Below are 22,189 nucleotides of genomic sequence, written 5' to 3'. Positions count from 1 at the left end.
TCGAAGCGGAACTCGACCATTACCTCTGCTTCGTTTTCCTTTCGAAGAGGAGCTCCACCAGTACCTCCGCTTCGTTTTCATTTCGAAGCGGAGCTCCAGCATTACCTCAGCCTCGTTTTGGTTTCGAAGCGGAGCTCCATCATTACCTCTGCTTCGTTTTCCTTTCGAAGCGGAGCTCCATCATTACCTCTGCTTCGTTTTGGTTTCGAAGCGGAGCTCCATCATTACCTCCGCTTCGTTTTCATTTCGAAGAGGAGCTCCACCAGTACCTCCACTTCGTTTTCCTTTCGAAGCGGAGCTCCAGCATTACCTCAGCCTCGTTTTCCTTTCGAAGCGGAGCTCCACCAGCACCTCTGCTTCGTTTTCCTTTCGAAGCGGAGCTCCACCAGTACCTCTGCTTCGTTTTCCTTTCGAAGCGGAGCTCCACCAACAACCTTCCACAACCCAAAAAGGGCTACAATCATCCATTGCAGTCCCTTTATAAGTTAATTTACTTCACTACACTTGCTGGCTATCGTGTTGTTGGATTTCTTCTAAGAAGTATGGGCAGTAGTGTTTGAGTTTATAGTTTCCAACCCCTTGAATATGCATCATATCTTGCTTAGTTTGTGGCATCTTCTTGGCGAATTCTTTAAGAATTTGGTCAGTAAAGATCGCATCTTCATCTAGCTTATGTTTTTCTGCGAGTGTCTTACGCGTCGAAATGAGTCTATCGTATAGCACTTCGTTTGGAGAAGAGTCTGTCGAAACATTGACGCGTTCGTTATATTCTTTTCGGTAAGGTACGGTATAGAGTTTTACTTTATGATTTAATATGTCTAGGCTTTTATCTATTAAGTACATCTTGTGGTTGGTGTAATGAACGTAGCCTCTCATTATTAATTCTTCAACTAAGTGATTGACTTCACTTGTTCTGAATGAATCAAGCACACCGAAATTTTCTTCTTTGTCTAGTCCACGGCTTAGGATATTGTCCGCGTGTTCGCCTCTCATCACTTGGATGACGAGCTCTTTTGAAAGCTTCCCATCTAAATTCTGAATTAGACCCAAAATCAGTTTTGCTTCAGTAGTCATCGGTTCTGTTCTTTTTTTAGATAGGCAACTTGAACATTGACCACAGGCTTCAACATACTCGTTTTCATTAAAATATTTAACGATAAAACTGCTCAAACATTTATTCGTTTTATTGTACTGGATCATTAAGTCTAATTTTTCTCTCATATGGTCCTTGTACTGTTCACTCGCCGTCGCTCTGTCGATGAAGAACTGCTGTAAGTTTACATCTCGCTGAGTCGATAGCAAGATACATTCACTGTCTAAGCCATCACGACCGGCACGCCCAATTTCCTGGTAGTAACTTTCAAGGTCACCAGGTAAGTTAAAGTGAATGATGTAACGGATATCTGGCTTATCAATCCCCATACCGAAAGCGTTTGTTGCAATGACAATTTTAACTTCGTCAGAGACAAACTTCTGTTGGTTAATACTGCGTTCTTTTTTACCTAGTCCACCGTGGTAAATGACATTTTCAATATCGTATTCATTTAAGTACTCAGAAAGTTTCTCTACCTCTGCACGGGTTGATACATATACAATACCTGAGGCATCAATATGATTTTGGATATATGACAGTATAAACTGCTCTCTTTGGTAGGTTGGATTCACGGACAAGATGAGATTCTCTCTTTTAACACTTGTCTTAAAGACTGCATGATTATCAATATCTAATAATTCTTGGATATTATGTTCAACTTCTTCAGTCGCTGTCGCTGTGACTGCAACGATTTGCGCGTCTGGTAAGAGTCCCTTTAATTCGGGAATAATGCTCTGATAGCTTGGTCTAAAGTCATGTCCCCACTTAGAGATACAGTGGGCCTCATCAAAAGCAACAAAGGGTATTTCTGTGTTTACAACTGCTGCTCTAAACGCTTCATTATTAAAGCGTTCTGGGGCAACATATAAGAACTGAAGGTCACCGTTCATCATACGATCCATCACTCGATTTAAATCCACTTTAGACATGGTAGAGTTGATACACTCTGCATTAATTCCACGTTTTTTTAAGGCATCGACTTGGTCTTGCATCAGGGAAATCAAGGGTGAAATCACAAGTGTCGTACCGCCGAACATCAAGCCTGGTACTTGATAGCATAAAGACTTACCAGAGCCGGTTGGTAAGATACCTAAGGCGTTGTCTCCAGATAACACATTTTCTATTATTTCTTTTTGGCCATACCTAAATGAGTCATAGCCGAAGTATTCTTTTAAAATAGCTTCCATACATTATCAGTCCTACATTTATATATGTACTTACGGTCAAAATATTTATCTGCTATATTATACATTAAAACCGAGTATCTTTGTTAAACTTTGGCTCAAAGATTCCAAGAAAAAATCTCTTTTTAAGCCCGATAATTCATTCGGTCCACTTAAAAAGAGATCCTCGCTACATCTTTTCTTTCACTAATTCTTTTGAAATTTTGTAATCAATTGCTTTAAATAAACTGTTTACCCAAAGGTGATGTCCATACATTTCCGCATGCGCATCATCAATGTCTACAGTTTTAAATTTAATCTTAGATCCCGGACGTTTTTGACCTAGCTTATGCATGTGATAACTCGGAATCGTTCCAATATGAGTTAAATCCGTCTGGCTGTTAAAATCGTTAAGGGCGATGATTGGAGTCTCGTCTTTAATATAGACACCACCAAGCACACCTGGTTGTTCGCCTGTCTGATCAAAGTCCTCAAGAATCTGTCCCTTCAAGACAAGATTGACACGATTATCTTCATGAATTACTTCATATTCTTTTTCTTCGAGCATGTCATACACAGAATCCGGAACATCAGGTCTCTTAACGATGTGATAAGTATCTGAAAGATATACTTCTACTAATGAGTACACCGCAATGCCCCAGCCCACTTTACGCTTGTTAGACATCATATGGAAAATTTCATCATGAAGCGTACTATAATCACGACGCATAATCAGTTCGTCACCCGATTTTAATACATTGGAGGCTTCTGCAGCCAATCCGCCAGCGACCGCTAAGTAAATACGGCAACCTCTTGATGATTCATGAAACGATAAAACATCCCCACGGTCAACATGATAAATACGATTGGGATGAATATCTTCATCGTTAATTGAGCCCTCGAACTCTCCGCCCGAATATGCAAAAATTGTTGGTTCAGTAAACTGAATCACACCAGGTTGACCTGACATTTCAATCGTCGGCTCATCGATATCATTGCCGACTAATTTATTAGCGAGCATGGGTGATAGTCGATCGACCGCACCGTTGTATTCGTTATTCTCTTTGTTGATTTCGGTCTTTTTAACAGTTTGAAGAATCGTTAATAGGCCGCTTTTCTTTATAATTAGACTCATCTTACTTTACCTCACTCTCACGGTTCAACACAGATTTCACAATCGTTGTTACGAAGGTAGAGGGTTCTATTGTGTTTTCATTTTCCATCACTTCAATTGGTTCGTAATGGAATGTCACCGTATTATTTGTAAACTGAACCGCTGTAATATAAGGGCTATCTGTTAGCTTACCGTCTTTTTTATATGTAGCTAAGAGACGCTCTACTTCAGTAGGTTCAATCTGGCATGTAATTGCCGTATCTCCGTTTGCAAAAATCATTTATTTTTCCACTCCTTATCGGTAAAAGAACTCTAACTCACCGGCAACGTACTCCGTAAAGTTGCCCATCGCCATACCGAAGACAACAATCGCAATAATTACGCCGACAAATCCAAGGGTTACACCGACAATAATAATATTATTTTTTAATAGATACGTGACAATAAAGTGTGTCACGACAACAATCGCGATGACTAAAATCGCTAAAATTAGTGTAAACATAAGCCACCTCTATCCTTCTAGTGTTACAGCCACCCATTCTCTAACACTATTTATCATATATAGTTTAACTTCATTACTTTGATATTTCTTTTTCAAAGTTTCAACAGAATAGTCTCGCTCTATGAGCACTCCTTCTGTCAATAAAGACTGTCTCATGACACCATTTAATAACTCAGGTCTTAAAACAGGTGTCGTCAACACCCCGTTTTCTTCTACGACAAGATTACCTATATTAAATTCTGTGGCATCTAGATTATCATTATAATACAAAACGAGATCACAATCATTTGATTCACTATTATATTGATGTCTGACCGTCGTTTTGTGGCTGGTGAAGTCCTCTGGTGCACACATGATTTTAGTCGATAAACACGCTGTCATTATATGAAGCGGTTCAATTTCTTGGTGGCTAATATTCATCACACCAGTGTGATCCAAAGTTAGGCGTAGCTTGTACACACCAGTGTGGAGTTCTTTATCTTCTATATAATTTTGAAGTTCATTTTGAACATCGTCAAGTGGGTAGTTAAAGTAATCCGCACTTGTTTTTAAGCGCTTGAGGTGTAGTGCTAAACGTTTGATATTTCCTTTTTCTAGTCGCATCGATTCTATCAAAGCATATTGGCCTTGTTTTAGGAATGATGTCTTATGGAGAATTTCTTCGAACTCTCCGCTCGGATTTGAGTCATAGGTAATGCCGCCCCCAGCACCATATGTGTAGTTACCGTCTTCAATCACCATAGTACGAATGGGTACGTTGAAGATCATGGATTGGTCCGGGTAAAGTATACCGAGTGCACCACAATAGTATCCTCGTGGCGTTTTTTCTAGTTCAGAAATAATATCCATGGTCATTATTTTCGGTGCGCCAGTAATCGAACCACAAGGAAAGAGCGCGTCAAAAGTATCACTGAGCTGAACGTCGTCTCTTACTTTTGCTTCTACAACCGATATCATCTGGTAGACCGTTCGGTACTTCTCGATTGTAAACAGTTCGGTTGCCTCTACTGTGTTCTTTTTGGCAATTCTTGAGATATCATTTCTTAAAAGATCAACAATCATTACATTTTCAGCCTGGTCTTTCTTTGAATGCCGTAAAAACTGATAGCTTTCATTGTCTTCCTCTTGGTCTTCAAATGTCGGTGCTGTTCCCTTCATCGGTTTTGTGCGTATGGTTCGGTTAGGATCTATTTCAAAGAATAATTCGGGGGAGACACTAAGAATTTCTTTGCCATCTAAATCGACATACATGGCGTAATCTCCGTTATTGCCGCTTGTAAGTTTTAAGAATAGCTGGTGGCTATCCCCACTGAAATCTCCATACAATCTCGTCGTATAGTTCACTTGGTAGGTATGACCATCCAGTATATAATTTCTTACTGCTTCAATGTTACTTTCTACTTCTTCCCTACTTTCACTGAGTCTTGGTTCGGTCATTGTAAAGCGTCCTGGTTTTTCACCTTGTAAAAAAGTCTCATAAGATACAGGGGCATCAAAGATTCCAACAAAGTATTCGTCCTTTTCATATGTGACTCCGATCACTGCGTAGTAACCTTTTTCCTGCATTGCTTTAGCATGGTTAACAGCTGTATCAAAAGATGTCGGTGCTTGAATCACTTCAATTGGTGAAGTGAAAAAGTACTCTTCCACAACACCGTCTTTTTTGAATTTTGTATGTGCTCTCATCCTTGACTTTCCTCCACTGCAATTCTAATAAAGTTATTGACCTGGGCTCTGCCGTGTTCAGACAATATTGCCTCTGGATGATATTGCACGCCAAAAACGGGATAGGTTTTATGACGGATTGCCATATTGATGCCATCTTCAGTCTGTCCAACAATATCGTAGTCATTAACTTGTCCGTAACAACTTAAAGAGTGGTACCTACAGCCAATCACAGGTGATGGGATATTAGCGTAAATATCTTTTTCATTGTGATAGACCGGGTGCGCGTGTCCGTGAATCGGGCGTTTCCCGTGAGATACTTCTCCACCCGCTAAATGCCAGAGCATTTGATGCCCGAGACAAATACCAAATATCGGTTGGGTCGTAAAATATTTTTTAATAAAGTCCAATACTTCCGGACGATCTGTTGGATGTGATGGACCCGGTGATATGACAACACCAATAATATTATTATCCGCCATATTATATGTAGAAAGTTCATCTGGTCGGACCACTTTTACACCAACACCATAGGGGTTACTTTCCATATAGTGTACCAGATTATATGTAAAGGAATCATAGTTATCAATCATTAGTAAATTCACTGGTCATTCTCCCTGAAAATCTGTTATTTTCTTATAATATCATATCAGACCCCATTTAAATATTAGAATCAGTATCTAGTCGGATGTAATCATTCATCCATTAGTGTAAACTATGTAGTTAATAAGAAAATTAACTTTAAATTAGAATAGAAGGTTTAATATGACAAATGATAAGCCAAGAATTTGGACTCGTGATTTTATCATCATTGTATTTGCAAACTTCTTTATATTTACATCTTTTCAAATGACCTTACCTACGTTGCCACTTTACGTTCAGGAAATTAGTAACTCAAATACGTGGGTTGGCTTAATTGTAGGTATCTTTACTTTTTCTGCCCTAATGATCAGGCCCTTTGGCGGTAACTTATTGGATACAAGTGGACGTGCGCCAGTCTTTCTAGGTGGACTGTTGATCCTTGTTATTTCTTTGTATTCGCTCGCAATCAGCACCACGATTCTACTCTTAGTCATAGTGAGGATTGTTCAAGGTGTGGGATGGGGATTATCCAATACTGCATCTGGTACTATCGCGTCTGACCTTGTACCTAAAGAACGTCGGGGTGAAGGCTTAGGTTACTTCGGTTTAAGTGGTAACCTTGCACTAGCGATCGGGCCTGCATTCGGTCTATTTTTAGTCAATCATATTGAGTTCTCTACCTTATTTATGATCTGTGGTTCCTTAACACTGCTTGCCTTAATTTTGGCTTTAAATATCAAATACAAAAAGGCTGCACCAGTAACAAAAACAGATTACGAAGGAAAAACTCTACCAAAAGAACGCATGAAGTTCTTTGAAAAACGTGCCTTACCCGCTTCATCCCTACTGTTTTTTATTACATTTACATTCGGTGGAATCGCAACATTTCTACCAGCTTATTCATTCCAACAAGGTCTACCTTCATATGCCATACAGCTATATTTTGTCATATATGCAATTTCCTTAGTCGCAACACGATTATTCGCAGGACGCATCTATGATCGACGTGGTTTGGCTATTGTCTTTATACCAGGTTCAGCAATGATTATTATCGGCTTAATCTTCTTAGCTATTTTACAAAACGAGATGTTCCTATATATAGGGGCTATATTCTATGGATTAGGCTTTGGAACGATTCAACCCGCCTTACAAGCATCAGCAATCAATACAACACCTCCAGAAAAAAGAGGTATGGCTAATGCGACCTTCTTCTCTGCTTTTGATTTAGGTGTTGGGCTCGGTGCAATGACATTCGGACTCGTTGCAGAGTTCATTGGGTACAGTTCAATATATTGGATTAGTGCAACAAGTGCGACACTCGCTCTAGGACTGTACTTTATTTTACGACTTAACAATAAATTCACTTCATAATTCAAAGAAATGTTTACAAGTCTTTGATATTGGAAATATATGACTAGAAACAGTTTTTATCTTTTTTTATAGGAGGAATTTAGTTATGGGTTGGCTATGGACATTAATAGTTGGCGGTATTCTCGGTTGGTTAGCTGGTCTAATCATAAGTAAAGACGTACCGTTCGGTATTATCGGTAACATTATTGCAGGCCTTATCGGTGCATCTATCGGTAATGCAATTGGTTTAGACTTCGGACCCACTCTAGGCGGAATGAGCATCATTGGTACATTAGCTGGTGCGATTATCCTAATTCTAGTCGTTTCATTTATCTTTAACTTATTAAAAGGTAATAAAAAGGCTTAATGAAAGACTCACATCATGATTTGATTTATAAGTAGGTCTCGGGCAATATGTCTAACCTGTTAAACATATGTATTGAAAAACCATGGGGAGAAAATAATCTCCCCATGGTTTTTCTTTTACCCCATCTGCATTTCATACATTTTGCTATAGGTCCCTTGTTGCTGAATGAGTGCGCTATGATTACCTCGCTCTTTGATTACCCCGTTATCCAGTAAAATGATCTGATCTGCGTGTTGAATCGTTGATAGTCTATGCGCAATAATAAAGGTTGTTCTGTTGTGACTCACGACCTTCATGGCATATTGAATCATCTGTTCTGTTTCTGAGTCTATGTTACTCGTTGCTTCATCTAAAACAAGTACTTGTGGATTGAAAGCTAATGCACGTGCAAAAGATATAAGCTGCCTTTCTCCGAGCGATAGTGTTGCCCCGCGTTCTGTCAATTCAGAGTGAATACCATTATCTAATTTACTTAAAAGATTCTCTCCTCCAACATCAATTAATGCTTTCTTAGCACTTTCTTCACTAATGTCCTCATTATTCAAACGAATGTTGTACAAGAGCGATCCACTATAAATAAATGGATCTTGTAGAACGATGGACATAAACTTACGGAGTGATTTTTTATCGATATCGATAGTATTTCTATCATCAAAGTAAATACCGCCTGAAGTTGGGTCGTAAAATCTCATCAATAGATTAATTATGGAGCTTTTCCCTGATCCAGTGTGACCGACTAAGGCGACTGTTTCTCCTTGACTCACATCGATATTAATATTTTTTAGTACATCCCTTTTGCCATCGTAGGAGAAGTTCACATTTTTAAAGTGAATGTTCCCTTTAAATTCCTCTAAGTTGTCGCCTGTATTTTCTTCAACTTCAGCGTCCAATAATTCAAATACTTTGTTAGCAGCTACTCGAGCTTGTTCGAAAACACTTAGCTGATTAACGATATTGAATAAGGGGTTAAAGAACCGCGTTATATAATCAACTAAGAGATACATCGTCCCCACTGTTAAAGCTGTTGATTCGCTTAAGTAAACTGATGCGAATATATAGACGAGTATGGCGAAAACGATCGATCGAATGTTATTTGCTAAGTTATCACCAGTTAAACTTTCGAGTTGTATTAGACCTTTTGTACTCTTGTAGTAGTCATCATTAATCGCTTCAAATTCATCAGCGATTTGCAATTGACGATTGAAAACTTGAATAATCGGCATGCCGTTGATGGATTCATTAATCATGGCATTCATTTCACTGTTCTTCTCTCGTCTGATGTGGTTGTTCTCATTGGAATATTTTTTATAAAGCATGCCCCAAACAATAATAATCGGCATAAATATGAGCATGACTATACCTGTCCAAGTGTTGATGAAAAATACAACCGTCACGATACTACCGATCGTTAAGATACTTGCCATAAACATCGGAATCACCGATGTGAACAGTTCTAAAATCGATTCAGTATCGTTCGTAATGCGTGCGACCACCTTACCTGCTGGTAGGTTATCAAAATATTTAATCGGTAGGCGTTGGACGTGACCGAAGACTTCTTTTCTCATCTTTTTAATGGCTTTAGAACCGGCTGTCGCTAGTAAAATCTGTGCAAAAAATGTGGTGATTGCATGGATAATCTTCAAGCCCATGAAAAGTGCAATTAAATATAAAATCGGCTCTAAAATAATATTGCCTTCTCCTAATTTTATATGTTCGTCAATAATTCTCGCTGCAATCAATGGACCGACTAATTCAAAAGCTGTCATCATTATCATCAATATGACACCAGAAAAAAAGATACCTTTAAAGCTTAAAATATATGGAAATAATCGTTTTAGTTCAGTCATTCCTCAGACACCCCCTTTGATGTAGTATTGGTTTTGTTCCTTATACCATCCTTCTCTTTTAGACAATTCTTCATGCGTACCTTCTTGTGCTAAACGTCCATTTTCAAGGACGATAATTTTATCCGCATGGTGGACAGCTGACAATCGATGCGTCACGATAATGGTTGTTTTTCCTTGACGTTTCTCTCGAATGTGATTGATAATTCTTTGCTCAGTTCTTGCATCCACTGCACTTAAGGCGTCGTCCAAAATTAAGATATCTGGATTCTTAATCAAACTTCTCGCAATTGAAATTCTCTGTTTTTGTCCTCCACTTAAGGAGACCCCTTTCTCCCCAACAAGCGTATCTAGACCATCTGGCATGCGTTTAAGATCTTCATCAAAAGCACTTAACTCAATCGCCTGTTGTAATTCCTCATAAGTGGCATCTGGTTTACCAAAGAGAATATTTTCCTTTACAGTTCTTGAAAACAGTATGTTTTCCTGGGAAACGTAACCGAGCTTATCTCTTAACTTATCTCTGTCGAGTTCTGAGACATTTAAACCATCAATAATTAGATCCCCACTACCTTCAGGGTAAATTCTTAGTAATTGTTTAATAAAAGTCGACTTCCCACTGCCAGTCTTACCAACAACACCAAGTGTTTCTCCCTTGTTAAGCTCGACTGTTATATCTTCTAAATTGTTATGCTTTGATAGCGGATATTTAAAAGTAACATTATTAAAACTAAACTCTGGCGTTTCAACCACTTTCATTCCTTCGTAGTCGAGTACATCTTTTTCATCTAAAACTTGTTGGATACGGTCGTAAGAAGCATTTCCTCGCTCCATTACATTAAACAACATACCAAGTGCATACATTGGCCAAATTAGCATATTTAAATAGACGTTAAAGGTAATGAGCTGGCCAACAGAAATGGATCCATTATTAACCAAGACTGCACCGTAACCAAATGAAATCGCTATGCTGAGTGAGACTACTAAAATCGTTAACGGCTGAAAGAAAGCATCTAGTTTTTCCACTTTCATATACTTCTTTAAATAATTTTCCGTCAACTGATGAAAACGTCCCGCTTCTTGTGTCTCTTGAACGTAACTTCGTGTTAAGCGGACACCTTCCACTACTTCTAAGACTGCATCATTCATAACGCCAAAGGATTCTTGTGCGGTCTTATGATTCTTATTTATTTTCTTTCCAAGACGTTGTTCTAAAATCGCTAATAATGGTAAAGGCAAGAGCGCAAAAAATGTCAGTGGCCAACTGATGCTAAAGCCCATCACTAAGACGATCGTTAGTAAGAAAGTCGTAGCATCGAGTAAAGTAATGACACCAAAGCCTGTCGACATGTATATCGTCTTCAAGTCATTAGTTGATTTCGCCATCAAATCTCCGGTCTTATTCTTCTCATAAAAACTTGGAGAAAATGCGAGGAATTTCTTCATTAAACGACTTCTTAAAATATTTTCAATTTTTATGGCACCTTCAAATAAGAGAAAGCCCCAGAAATAAGTACCAGCATAAGATAAAATAATGACTAATAAGAAAACAATGATAATTTGCCACATTAATGTTTGTGTCATTGTGTCGTTGTTAATAAGATCAATTGTTCGGCCGATCAATTGCGGGGGAATGATGTCGAGTAAATTTGACATCATTAGTAATACAAAAATAACAATGTATCGTTTTTTGTTCTCCCGAATGTACCAGCCAATTTTCTTGATGTAACTAAACATAATTTGTACCCCCAAATATCCCTCTGTTTAAATCACTTACACCCTCTCTTGACAAAAAAAGCGCGCACTATTATTGTGCACGCTAAAAAACTGCATAAAAATAGAGAGGGGTCTCCTCTCTATTTCATATATTTATAGTTCTAGAAATTACCTTTATAAAATGTAAAATACAGAGGTTTGCATATGTTTTTGTGAAATTAATAATGGTTCATTCGTTCTTAATTTCATAATGCCTTACCTCCTTTTAGAATTTTTCACAATTTCATCATAATTTAAATATTTACACATTGCAAGGTAATTTTCTAAAAATTATAAAAGATATTACTTATTCGGTTTTACAGTGACGCCACCAGGTTCATTTGACAATACCCAGTTTGCAGAAAGTACATTTTCTAAGTCTGCCACTTGGTCTTTACTTAGTTCCAGACCAGAAATAGTGAACTCATCGACTTGGTAATCTTCATCTGCAAATTTACCAAACTTCATTTTGATTAGATTTTTTAATCCGTTGAATGTTAAGAATTTAACCTTGTAACCGTCGTTGACGATAGAATCAAAATCAACATTCTTACTCAATTCAACCAAAGCATCAAAGTCCATATTCTCTTTGATTGCTTTAAAGTCTTCTATTTCTCCAGCTTTAATATTGTTAATAATTGTTTCATTATCAACGCCATTCCCTTTCAAGGTTTCAATAGCGTATGCTTCCATCAAAGTAATAGATTCCATAGTGTGATGTGCCTCCTAGAAATGTTTACCCCATTATAGCATTTTTAGTGTGAAATTAAGATGTAGGTGGCTCAGGTAAATTGAACAGGAATAGATTTTTTTAAACCAAGTAGTCTCCTTATTTTATTACTTATGTCCCGATGTCCTTCAAATACTGGTCCAGATAACTCAACTCTAGCAAGATCATCAAAATTAATATCCATGACCCAGACAGGTACATCAGTCACTTCAACACTACAACTATTTGTGGATAAGAACTCTTGCTCTATCAATGTCATTATACTTTCTGCAGTTGCCTTCGATACTTTATAATATTCTTGAGCTAAGCAAGGATTTTTTTCAGAATAACTTGCTAGTCCGTAATATCTGAGCCAAACTCTACCGTTATTTGAAATGGTAATTTTCTGGATATGAAGTTCTTCTGAATCTGGTAATACACCCCAACCAAAGTCACTAGATTCTATTCTAATTGTTTTAATTTTATTCATAGTAACTTTGTACGATGTCTGCAAGTTTTGATTGTTCAAGTAGAGTCACTGGAACAAGGAAGGTCACTGTCACCACACCTGGGTTTCTACCGATATCAATTGCTCCAGTAATGGTTGCTCTATTCATCACTTCTGGCACATCAATTTCAAGTAATTTGGCAGCTCTCTCTAAGCCATTAGACGTTGCATCATTAAGCGTTGCACCACTACCAACAAATGACAATGGATAAGATTTTTCTAAGTTATCAATTCCCCATTGTAGGGCTAGTTTATCCGCTTTAAGTAGCTCCTCATCAGAAAATGGCTTAGCGACAGGTGGTAGATCCTCTACCAAAGGTAATAAAATCGGGCCATCAATGTTTATATCCTTTAATACCTTAACTTTAAGATCAACAATACCCGCGACATCAGTAGTGTGCCCAGCAATTTCACCGTTTCCTTGCATAGCATGCATATCACCTAAATACACACCACCACCTTCAACTTTTACAGGACAAATAATAATTGCCCCTTCTCTCACCCTATTTATATCCATATGACCATCCGTACGGTCTTCAAGTTCCTCAACGGTTTTGGAATATTCATGAGGTGCATCGATTAAAAACTGTCCAAAATCACCAGCATTATGTGAATCTGGAAATGGAGATGCCGGTACAGTACCGAGTTGACCTAAAAATGGAATCACACGTGCAAGCGCGCCGACAATATCATGTGGTGCAAAGGTAACTACAGGATTTTGAATAGAATTCTCAGGTGTATTCATATAACTTTTAGATTCTTTAGCAACTTTCTCAGCAGCATCTTTATTTAAGGTGATTCCTAACGTTTTATCGTCATCTAAAGCCATAGTATAAGCATTCGTAAATGTAAACGGAGTGACATCCTCACCACATTCCGCACACTTAATAGCGCCCTGACCGATACCATCTATCACAGTTTTTGGATTCTTCGCACCACAATTTGGACATATACCAGCAACAAACGGATCACCGTTGAAGCGGCCTTCCATTGGTTTATCATTACCAGAAGCAGTGACGGTTGATGTCACACGAATTGAGTTAATTTTTATGGCAATCGCATCACCAACTTCAGCACCTTCAACAAAAACAGGTTTTGTTACTTCGTGGCCACCCTTTAGTTCTGGAGTAATCATTGGTCCCCAACAACCCGGTGCGGTATTTGCAACAATCGTTCCCTTATCCTTAACAAAGTACGACATTTCTTGAGTCGGATCTAAAACACCATCGGTAAACTTATCCACGTAAACAGTCTGCTTAAAATTACGCTTTGTCATTTAATCAGCTCCTTATTCATTATTATACTGATTTGAATTATATTTTCTAACTTTTCAGTTATTTTTAGAGGATAAAAATATCTGTGGTAGCAATAGATTATTTTTTAAGTTTGAGGGTCAACGGCGAAGTGGTGTTAGACTCTGGAACGATCTGAAGGTCAACACCGAAATGACGTTAGACCCCAAAACGCTCTGAAGGTCAACGGCAATTCACCGTTGACCTCTCTATCATAATCCCTATTTAAACTAAGCCTTCTACATCTGCTTTCTTATGACTTTTTGTAAGAATCATAGTAAATATGAGTGCGATCAATGCGATGACAAATATAATCGTCATCACCATAGACACACCGTAAATATCTGCAACTTTCCCAAGTACTGGTGCGAACACGCCACCTGCACTGACTGATAGTCCTAAAGTGACTCCGGAGGCTAGCCCGACTCTGTTTGGTAAATATTGTTGGCCCAGCACAACCAATGAACTATACGGCATAAAGATTAAGAAGCCTGTAATCATAATCATCATGGCCGACAGTATAAATGATTCTGTAACTGATAAAATAAACAGCACTGGTACAATCAACACAAAGCTGTATTGAATCACTTTCAGATAGCCGACTCGATCTGCGATTCTACCGCTTCTTTTCCTATTTCTTTTGTCTAACTAGATGCTCTAGGGTTTTTTCATACTCCTGACGCTGACACATGGTCAAATCCCTATCCTCTAATCTCTCTTTTGCCACTTGGATATTACGGTCTAACTTTTCTTGATCCACTTCTTCACTGTAAGCACCATTTTTCTTTTGCTTACGCTTGTCCATCAAATCTCTCAACAATCTTAGTGAAGTCATGCCTGGTAATGATTTTTTCATAATGATCCCTCCATGTATAAGACGGTTCAACTAGGGTATAAGTATATTAATTCAGTGCATTTAGGAGGTTCTACCTTATGCAAATTGTTCTTGCCCTAATTTTTATATTGTGTGCCTATCCAATTATAAGACTTTTAATTTATATGCCGTTTAAAAACTATTTTAAAGGTAATACAAACAAACCTATAATCTATACTTTACTCACTTGTATCATAATCGCAATTGTTCTACTTAGTATTGCTTATTTAAATACAGGTTTTCCTATTGAACATGGTAGTTTAAACCGCTTAAGTCAAAATTACATCTATATATTTCCAGTGCTCATTGTGCTTGCAATTATTAGTTCGATTTTTCTACTTGTCCAAAATCGTTCAAAATCTACTGAAGTTAGTCAGCAGGAACTACCTATGGAAACTAAAGACGAATCTTCTACACCCACATCATCAAAAGATGAACCTAGTCTTGAAAATATGTTTCTAATTATACTCTTAATCGGGATTGGTATTTTCATCCTATTTGTCGGCTATTTCGTTTGGGCCATATACAACACTTAAATATATTCATTTAACACTTCTATAAAATTTTGAGCTGCTTTTGAAAGCCGATGATCTTTTAACCAGATTAAGCCGATGTCTCCAGTGAGCTCGGCTTCTTCTTGTATTTTGTGGACATGTACTGGGTACTCTTTATATAAATAAATCAGTGATTCTGGAACGATGGCAACTCCAAAATTACTTGATACAAGCTGCATCATCAATTTCAAATCTGAAAACTCAGCAATAACATTGGGTTCAATCTTAGCCTTTGAAAAGGCTTCATGTATGGAATAGTAAACACCTAACCCTTTGATACTCGGCAACACCAGTGGATATTGACTGATTTCTTCTAAGGTGACTTCCTCATCAAACAACCGTTCATCTGTTGAAGTAACAACATAAAATGATTCACTGTGTAAGTGATGTAAGGTAAAATCATCAATCTCTAATGGCAACCGAACCAAAGCCATTTCAACTTCTCTTTGCTTTAATAGATAACAGAGTAGAGATGATTCATTTTGATGTATTTTATATGTGATTTTAGGATACTTTTTCTTATATTCATGAAAGACAGTATCTAAATTTGCTAAAGAAAATGTGTTGATACCAATAGAAAGTTTACCATCGACACCACTGCCAACATCTCTCACTTCAATTTTTGCTTCTTCTAGCATTTGAGTAATCTCAAGTGCGTACTTGTATAAGGTCTTTCCTTCCTCAGTTAATTCTAGAAATTTTCCGCTTCTTTCAAATAATATTTCTCCGACTGATGTTTCTAAATTTTTCAATTGCTGACTCAAAGGCGGCTGTGACATATAAAGCTTTTTGGCCGCTGCAGAGATCTGTTTTTCATCTGCAATGACAAGGAAATAACGTAATTGTCTAATGTCCATTAATACACCTCATGTATATGAAAAAAGTTGGTAAAACTAATTTTATTAATATTTTATGTATATTAATCTTAATGGTATCATATTAGTTATTGTAATTTATACCAAATATGGCTGGGGGAAAAATGATTGAAAAACTTGTACAATCGAAATACTTTAATATTATTGTTTGTCATTGCAGCTGTTTCCATTAACCTACGTTTAGGTATAACATCTATCGGGCCATTAATGGATACGCTAAAAGAGTCCTTAAATTTATCTAGTACACAGGCGAGTCTTTTAACGACAGTACCTGTGTTATGTATGGGTATTTTTGCCTTACTTGCAACAGTACTCAACAAGACGCTCGGGTCAAAAATCACTTTATTATTAATGCTTTCCATCCTACTTATTTCTACATTAATCCGTGGTTTTTACACAGGATTTATAACTTTACTTATTTCTGCATTTTTTGTTGGTCTAGCAATTGCTGTCTTAGCGCCAACGCTATCATCTGTTATTAAAAAATACTTTCCAGGACATGCTGCCGTTGCGATCGGTATCTCTTCCTTCTTTATGAGCGCAGGTTCAGCAACCACAGCAGCTCTAACAGGGGCCTTTTATACAAGTATGGATTCATACCCATTCGCCTTAGCAATCTGGTCAGTATTCTCATTTTTAGCGATTATTGTCGTCTTATTTACAAACCTGGTGCCCAAAACAACACACCATCCCAAGCTGTGCCTGAATTTAAATATAATTTCCCGTCACCTTGGGTACAAAAAATGCCTTGGTTATTCATGTTATTCTATGCCTTACAAGCTGCCTTATATTTTTCTACATTAACATGGCTTGTACCTATGTCCGTAGATAATGGTATGTCAATGATTCAAGGTGGGATGTTACTCGCTGCAGTTATGGCTATGCAAGTCGTATTTAACCTACTATTCCCGATCTTGATGGAAAAATATCCTGCAAGAAGAAATTGGATATTCTTAATACTCGGTATCGGTGCCATTGCAACAGGATTATTCTGGACTGGAGATCATACATTAATGTGGATTGCTGCCTTTATGATGGGGATTCCATTAGGTGGACTCTATTCCGCAGCCATGATGTTACCATTAGATGAAACAGTTACCTCACAAGGTGCGAACTCATGGACTGCTATGATGCAAACCGGCGGATGTATCTTAAGCGGACTCTTCCCATTCGTAATCGGATGGATATTCGATATTACACATAACCATAATTACACAATGTCGATACTTTTAGGCTTATATGTGGTTGGTTTCTTGTTAATTACTGCAATTGGTAATAAAACTGAGAAGAATTATGATGATTATATTGTAAGAGACCCTGAGAATATCGCAGGTTAAGAGGATTGAATGAGCACGCCAACTTCTCATGTCCATCCTAGACAAATAGCCTTAAAACATAGATCACACAAACTAAAAGGACTGGGCCAATAATGGTCCAGTCCTTTACTATTATAGTATTATCCCCAAACTTCCTCAGCGATTTCTTTAACCAACTGAAGTTTAGCCCATTGTTCTTCTTCAGTCAGGTTATTTCCTTCTTCAGTCGATGCAAATCCACATTGTGGACTTAAGCATAATCTATCCTTACTAATGTATTTCGCAGCTTCTTCGATTCTTCCTTTAATTTCTTCTTTGTCCTCTAACTCAGGAATTTTTGAAGAGATTAATCCAAGGACGACTTGTTTGTCTCCACTTACTTTGGCTAATGATTCAAATCCACCTGCACGTTCTGTATCAAATTCCAAATAGTAACCTGCTACATTTTCTTTCCCGAATAATTCATCAGATACTTTGTCATATGCACCGGATGATGCCCAAGTTGAACGGTAATTACCACGGCAAACATGTGTAGTAATTGTAAGATTTTCAGGCTTCCCTTCAATGGCAGCATTGTTTAGATTCACATTTTTTTGGCTGAGTGATTCAACTGTGAAGTCGTCATTCATGTTCTTCCAGAAATTCTCATCGACGATCATGCCCCATGTGCAGTCATCAATTTGTAGGTTCGTACATCCAGCTGCTGATAATTCTTGTATAAATGTCTGATATGCACTCGCAATATCCTTCAAAAGGTCTTCTTCATTCGGGTAAAATTCTTCAGTCGCAGCCTTGTTTTCCGGACGGACAAGTTCTGCTAAAAACTGTGCTGGAGCTGGAATCGTCAGACGTGCAATGACATCGTCGTCAGCAAACTGCTGAACAAATTTAAAATGTTCGATAAATGGATGATTCTCTCCACTAATCTTTCCTGTTAAACGTGCTGTCTCTGCTCTTGTTTCAACATCTGCGAACTTGTAACCTTGCTCAGCTTCGACTTTCTCTACACCGTTTAGCCCCCAAAAGAAATCTAAGTGCCACCAAGAACGACGAAACTCACCATCTGTGATTGCTTTTAGTCCAGCTGCTTTTTGTTTTTGTATTAAGTTTTCAATGACTTCATTTTCTACTTGTGTTAATTCATCTTGAGAAATTTCACCATTTTTGAAATCTTCGCGTGCGGCTTTTAATTTAACGGGACGTAAGAAACTCCCTACATTATCGAATTTAAATGGTGCTGTTTTAGTAGATGTTACTGTCATGACTAACCACTCCTTCATCTTTTCTATGAATTTATGGTAGCACAGCTTCATAGTAATAGCGTAACTGTTAAATTTCATGATTGGTTATAACTTTTAGCTATACCATATATAAATTAATTAAAAAAGATTCTAAAGATGAGACGTGGAATATAAAGTATGAATTCGAAGAAGGTATTAAATAATATATCAAAAATATTTACTTCCTTACGGTCCTTATGATGTGTGGGCTTAGTATGGTCATCTCCATATTTATATTGAGTCATTACGTCACCCTTCCTAATATTGTTATTTATTTTCTATTCCCTTTTATGGTGAACAACTAACTACTTATATTCAAATTGGGTATAGGTTAAGAAAGAGTAGCTAACGGCATTACCTTTAACAACTGCTTAAGATCTTTAAGATAAAAGTGTTTGGAGGTGTATGAAGTGAGTATAGAGGAGGAAAATAGTAAGGGGAATAGTGGTGGCGCTGTAGGAATTGGGCTAGGTATTGGTGTGGTGCTTGGTGCAGTTATTGGACTTGTGATGGATAATTTAGCGACTGGTATAGCGCTTGGAGTCGCTTTTGGTGCAGCCGTTGGTAGCATGGGATATTTGGGTAAAAAGTAGATAAAATAAGAACGCCATATCGTTTGGGCGTTCTTTCTGATATTTGTTGAAACCTATATTTCTCTCGATAGCCTCACCATATCCATACATTGGATTCCATTTTCAAATAATCGCACCATCTGTAGTTTAAACTCTGGGGTAAATGTTCTTCTTGTTCTTGTCATAAAAAAATCGCCTACTTTCTTTGATTTAACAATAACCTCCCTCATAGGAGTTGTCCAATCAAGTGTAGACGATTCATATTTTACAATTTTAAGAATTTATCGGATAGAAATGAGATAATCTCATCTGTATTGTTTCCAAAAATAATAATTTCAACTTTTCGTAATATAAAACATAAAAATGATAAAAATGAAAAACTAACCATCTTAGGCTGATTTAGATAAATCCATATAGAAGATTATTATCACGACAAATTTAATACTGGTTAAGAATCTTTTGCTGACTGTTAGACTTTACACTCTACACAAATGATTTCTATAATTATGTAAAAAATATCAAAAAAAAGGAAGAAAAAAATAGAAAATGAGATATAATTTTAAATGTTAATAACCTAAATATTATGATTTTGAGCTACCGAAGGAGGAAATTAGGATTGAATAAGAAAAGGTTAGATTTTTTACCAAACAGACATAATAAGTATTCTATACGTAAATTAAGCGTGGGGACGGCCTCTGTGTTGATCGGAGCAACACTTGTATTTGCTAATGGAAATGAAGCAAAAGCAAGTGAGTTATCAAGTGTACAAATTGAAGAGGCTACAGATGAAACCAATACTGAACCAGTAGCAAGTGAAGAAGTAAGCACTGAAGCAGAAGTAAGTGAAGAAGTAAGCACTGAACCAGTAGCAAGTGAAGAAGTAAGCACTGAACCAGTAGCAAGTGAAGAAGTAAGCACTGAAGCAGTAGCAAGTGAAGAAGTAAGCACTGAACCAGTAGCAAGTGAAGAAGTAACAGCAGAAAATGCGTCAGGACAATTAGTTAATGATAAAGTAACTATAGAAAATTTTGATTTTAATAGCGGACCAATTTATCCAAATAGAAGTGGGTATACAGAATTAAGTTCAAGCTTCAAGGTAGAAGGAAATGTAATAGAAGGGGATTATTTCACTTTCAAAATACCTTATAATTTAACTGCAGATGGAGATGTGGATTATACAAATTTAAATAACATAATGAATCTCCCTGAATTATTAAGCAGTGATGGTCAAGTTGTTGCAACAGGAAGTTATAATACTCTTGATAAATTAGGTACTTATACATTTACAGATTATGTGAATGAGAAAACTAATGTTACAGGTCAATTTGAGTTACCGATCTTTACTGATCGAGAGAATACACCAAATAGTGGTACATACAATTTAGATTTTGATATTGCTGGAGAAAGATTTAATGCTCCAATTGTCATTGATTATGGCGACCCTGTTCAAGGTCAACCAGAAACTTATGGTGCGAACGTAACTTCATTCATTACTGAAATTGATATCCACTCGGGTCAAAATGAATATCAACAGTCAATTTATGTTAATCCAAAAGGTAATAATTTATACAACTCAGTTGTAACACTACAGGGATATCATAGTGATCCGTCTACAAGTAGTACTCGCATAAATCTAAATGATACTAATTTGAGTATCTATGAAGTTGTGGATAAGTCACAATTAACAGATAGCTATTATGTTGACACTAGTAATCCAAACTATATAGATGTTACTGAAGGTGTAAGACCCTATATACGAGACAATGGGGATAATACCATCAGTATCGATTTTGGTAATATATCCAAAACTTATGTTGTAGTAGTTAATGGTAAATATGATTCTAATGGAGAAAATGTTAAAACAAGGGTTATAGAATCTAATACAAATTACTATGGAAATACAAGAAGCACCTATTATTGGGATAATGAAAATATTCTAAAACAAGGCTCAGGATCAGCTGACGGGGACGAATCAGAATCAATCAGCGAGTCAGTGTCATTAAGTGAATCAGTATCAATCTCTGAGTCTGAGTCAATCAGTGAGTCTGAGTCATTAAGCGAATCAGAGTCAATCAGTGAGTCTGAGTCAATCAGTGAGTCTGAGTCATTAAGCGAATCAGAGTCAATCAGTGAGTCTGAGTCATTAAGCGAATCAGAGTCAATTAGTGAGACAGAATCAGAAAGCGAATCAATCTCTGAATCAGAGTCAATTAGTGAGACAGAATCAGAAAGCGAATCAATCTTAAATTCCGAATTATTAAGTAGTTCTGAGTCAATCAACGAGGCAGAGTTTGTTTCTGAAGATGATGAGCAAGATATCTTGGAAAATCAATCTGATGTATCGGATAATCACAATGATGGTGACGTTGAGAAATTACCTGATACTGGGGAAGCAAAATCTAGCAGCGGCTTAATCGCAGCTCTACTTGGGTTAAGTGGTTTAGCTTTATTCAGAAGAGGTAAGAATAAAGATGAAGAGTATAATAACAATAACTAGTATAGTAAATTAAAAATAAGCCAAGGATTATCCTTGGCTTATTTTCTATATTATTTAAAAGGTTAGGAGTTTCTAGTATGGTCAATAATAACTATGATCAAGATAATGAATTAGATGAAATCAACAGACAAATTGAAGAGGAATTAAATAATTATAATCCTGAAGAAGATGAAAAACCTAAAAAACAGTTTTTAACAATATCATTTTTAGGTACCCTAATGTTACTAATAATGATACTTTTGGGTATTTTTAAAACAGTGTTTTAAATATGTAAATA

Annotated in this window: 22 protein-coding genes and 1 pseudogene; 7 read left to right on the top strand and 16 right to left on the bottom strand. The window is 37.0% G+C overall.

The window, feature by feature from the left end; genetic code table 11:
• Nucleotides 1–498: 498 nt before the first annotated feature.
• The 6 genes from recQ to V6E76_RS09430 form a co-directional block, all read right to left on the bottom strand.
• Complete coding sequence (recQ, locus tag V6E76_RS09455) at nt 499–2,280, bottom strand: DNA helicase RecQ (RefSeq protein WP_247352831.1); 1,782 nt, start codon at nt 2,278–2,280, stop codon at nt 499–501.
• Between the two features lie 166 nt (nt 2,281–2,446).
• On the bottom strand, nt 2,447–3,391 hold the full coding sequence (locus tag V6E76_RS09450) for a 5-oxoprolinase subunit C family protein (RefSeq protein WP_247352837.1): 945 nt from the start codon (nt 3,389–3,391) through the stop codon (nt 2,447–2,449).
• Between the two features lies 1 nt (nt 3,392).
• Complete coding sequence (locus tag V6E76_RS09445) at nt 3,393–3,650, bottom strand: hypothetical protein (protein ID WP_166627278.1); 258 nt, start codon at nt 3,648–3,650, stop codon at nt 3,393–3,395.
• A 15-nt stretch (nt 3,651–3,665) separates the two neighbouring features.
• The gene (locus tag V6E76_RS09440; RefSeq protein ID WP_247352839.1) at nt 3,666–3,872 is read right to left on the bottom strand and encodes a hypothetical protein; all 207 of its coding nucleotides are present in this window, start codon (nt 3,870–3,872) and stop codon (nt 3,666–3,668) included.
• A gap of 9 nt (nt 3,873–3,881) precedes the next feature.
• A complete protein-coding gene (pabB, locus tag V6E76_RS09435; protein ID WP_247352841.1) occupies nt 3,882–5,558 on the bottom strand; it encodes an aminodeoxychorismate synthase component I in 1,677 nt (558 codons plus the stop codon).
• The gene (locus V6E76_RS09430) at nt 5,555–6,142 is read right to left on the bottom strand and encodes an anthranilate synthase component II (protein ID WP_247352843.1); all 588 of its coding nucleotides are present in this window, start codon (nt 6,140–6,142) and stop codon (nt 5,555–5,557) included. The genes pabB and V6E76_RS09430 overlap by 4 nt, the downstream gene beginning before the upstream one ends.
• A 160-nt stretch (nt 6,143–6,302) precedes the next feature.
• Between V6E76_RS09430 and V6E76_RS09425 the strand changes: the two genes are divergently transcribed.
• Both V6E76_RS09425 and V6E76_RS09420 read left to right on the top strand, forming a co-directional pair.
• Entirely contained in the window at nt 6,303–7,490 is a 1,188-nt protein-coding gene (locus V6E76_RS09425; protein ID WP_247352846.1) for an MFS transporter, read from the top strand.
• An 85-nt stretch (nt 7,491–7,575) separates the two neighbouring features.
• A complete protein-coding gene (locus tag V6E76_RS09420) occupies nt 7,576–7,836 on the top strand; it encodes a GlsB/YeaQ/YmgE family stress response membrane protein (protein WP_026867697.1) in 261 nt (86 codons plus the stop codon).
• Nucleotides 7,837–7,952: 116 nt separating this feature from the next.
• On the opposite strand, the gene V6E76_RS09415 is transcribed toward V6E76_RS09420, so the two are convergent.
• From V6E76_RS09415 to V6E76_RS09385, 7 genes are all read right to left on the bottom strand, one after another.
• Nucleotides 7,953–9,683 carry an ABC transporter ATP-binding protein gene (locus tag V6E76_RS09415; RefSeq protein ID WP_247352850.1) on the bottom strand — a complete coding sequence of 577 codons (1,731 nt, stop codon included), beginning with the start codon at nt 9,681–9,683 and terminating at the stop codon, nt 7,953–7,955.
• 3 nt (nt 9,684–9,686) lie between these two features.
• Entirely contained in the window at nt 9,687–11,417 is a 1,731-nt protein-coding gene (locus V6E76_RS09410; RefSeq protein ID WP_247352853.1) for an ABC transporter ATP-binding protein, read from the bottom strand.
• A 321-nt stretch (nt 11,418–11,738) separates the two neighbouring features.
• Complete coding sequence (locus V6E76_RS09405; protein WP_166627282.1) at nt 11,739–12,146, bottom strand: hypothetical protein; 408 nt, start codon at nt 12,144–12,146, stop codon at nt 11,739–11,741.
• 71 nt (nt 12,147–12,217) lie between these two features.
• On the bottom strand, nt 12,218–12,658 hold the full coding sequence (locus tag V6E76_RS09400; RefSeq protein ID WP_247352855.1) for a hypothetical protein: 441 nt from the start codon (nt 12,656–12,658) through the stop codon (nt 12,218–12,220).
• Nucleotides 12,627–13,928: an acetamidase/formamidase family protein gene (locus V6E76_RS09395; RefSeq protein WP_166627283.1), complete on the bottom strand. Its 1,302-nt coding sequence runs from the start codon at nt 13,926–13,928 to the stop codon at nt 12,627–12,629. The genes V6E76_RS09400 and V6E76_RS09395 overlap by 32 nt, the downstream gene beginning before the upstream one ends.
• A gap of 241 nt (nt 13,929–14,169) precedes the next feature.
• Nucleotides 14,170–14,532, bottom strand: a complete 363-nt coding sequence (locus V6E76_RS09390) for an MFS transporter (RefSeq protein WP_051220595.1) — start codon at nt 14,530–14,532, stop codon at nt 14,170–14,172.
• A 43-nt stretch (nt 14,533–14,575) separates the two neighbouring features.
• Complete coding sequence (locus tag V6E76_RS09385; RefSeq protein ID WP_026867704.1) at nt 14,576–14,800, bottom strand: hypothetical protein; 225 nt, start codon at nt 14,798–14,800, stop codon at nt 14,576–14,578.
• Nucleotides 14,801–14,877: 77 nt separating this feature from the next.
• Between V6E76_RS09385 and V6E76_RS09380 the strand changes: the two genes are divergently transcribed.
• A complete protein-coding gene (locus V6E76_RS09380) occupies nt 14,878–15,354 on the top strand; it encodes a hypothetical protein (RefSeq protein ID WP_026867705.1) in 477 nt (158 codons plus the stop codon).
• Here the strand turns inward: V6E76_RS09380 and V6E76_RS09375 are convergent.
• Nucleotides 15,351–16,229 carry a LysR family transcriptional regulator gene (locus V6E76_RS09375; protein ID WP_026867706.1) on the bottom strand — a complete coding sequence of 293 codons (879 nt, stop codon included), beginning with the start codon at nt 16,227–16,229 and terminating at the stop codon, nt 15,351–15,353. The two genes, V6E76_RS09380 and V6E76_RS09375, sit on opposite strands and share 4 nt — an antisense overlap.
• A 225-nt stretch (nt 16,230–16,454) precedes the next feature.
• Between V6E76_RS09375 and V6E76_RS09370 the strand changes: the two are divergent.
• Nucleotides 16,455–17,584 (top strand): annotated as a pseudogene (locus V6E76_RS09370) (MFS transporter).
• 119 nt (nt 17,585–17,703) lie between these two features.
• Here the strand turns inward: V6E76_RS09370 and V6E76_RS09365 are convergent.
• Nucleotides 17,704–18,825: a 5-methyltetrahydropteroyltriglutamate--homocysteine S-methyltransferase gene (locus tag V6E76_RS09365; RefSeq protein WP_026867707.1), complete on the bottom strand. Its 1,122-nt coding sequence runs from the start codon at nt 18,823–18,825 to the stop codon at nt 17,704–17,706.
• A 113-nt stretch (nt 18,826–18,938) separates the two neighbouring features.
• On the bottom strand, nt 18,939–19,088 hold the full coding sequence (locus V6E76_RS09360; RefSeq protein WP_156889197.1) for a hypothetical protein: 150 nt from the start codon (nt 19,086–19,088) through the stop codon (nt 18,939–18,941).
• A 165-nt stretch (nt 19,089–19,253) separates the two neighbouring features.
• Here V6E76_RS09360 and V6E76_RS09355 point away from each other — a divergent pair, with 165 nt between their 5' ends.
• The 3 genes from V6E76_RS09355 to V6E76_RS09345 all read left to right on the top strand — a co-directional run bounded on the left by V6E76_RS09355 (nt 19,254) and on the right by V6E76_RS09345 (nt 22,178).
• On the top strand, nt 19,254–19,436 hold the full coding sequence (locus tag V6E76_RS09355) for a glycine zipper domain-containing protein (protein ID WP_166627285.1): 183 nt from the start codon (nt 19,254–19,256) through the stop codon (nt 19,434–19,436).
• Nucleotides 19,437–20,031: 595 nt separating this feature from the next.
• Entirely contained in the window at nt 20,032–21,912 is a 1,881-nt protein-coding gene (locus tag V6E76_RS09350; protein ID WP_499797799.1) for a fibrinogen-binding adhesin SdrG C-terminal domain-containing protein, read from the top strand.
• Nucleotides 21,913–21,989: 77 nt separating this feature from the next.
• Nucleotides 21,990–22,178 carry a hypothetical protein gene (locus tag V6E76_RS09345; protein WP_166626265.1) on the top strand — a complete coding sequence of 63 codons (189 nt, stop codon included), beginning with the start codon at nt 21,990–21,992 and terminating at the stop codon, nt 22,176–22,178.
• The last annotated feature ends 11 nt before the right edge of the window (nt 22,179–22,189 follow it).

The organism is Jeotgalicoccus huakuii (assembly GCF_036665975.1).
Lineage (GTDB): Bacteria > Bacillota > Bacilli > Staphylococcales > Salinicoccaceae > Jeotgalicoccus > Jeotgalicoccus marinus.
This window is presented reverse-complemented; position numbering and strand designations above follow the sequence as displayed.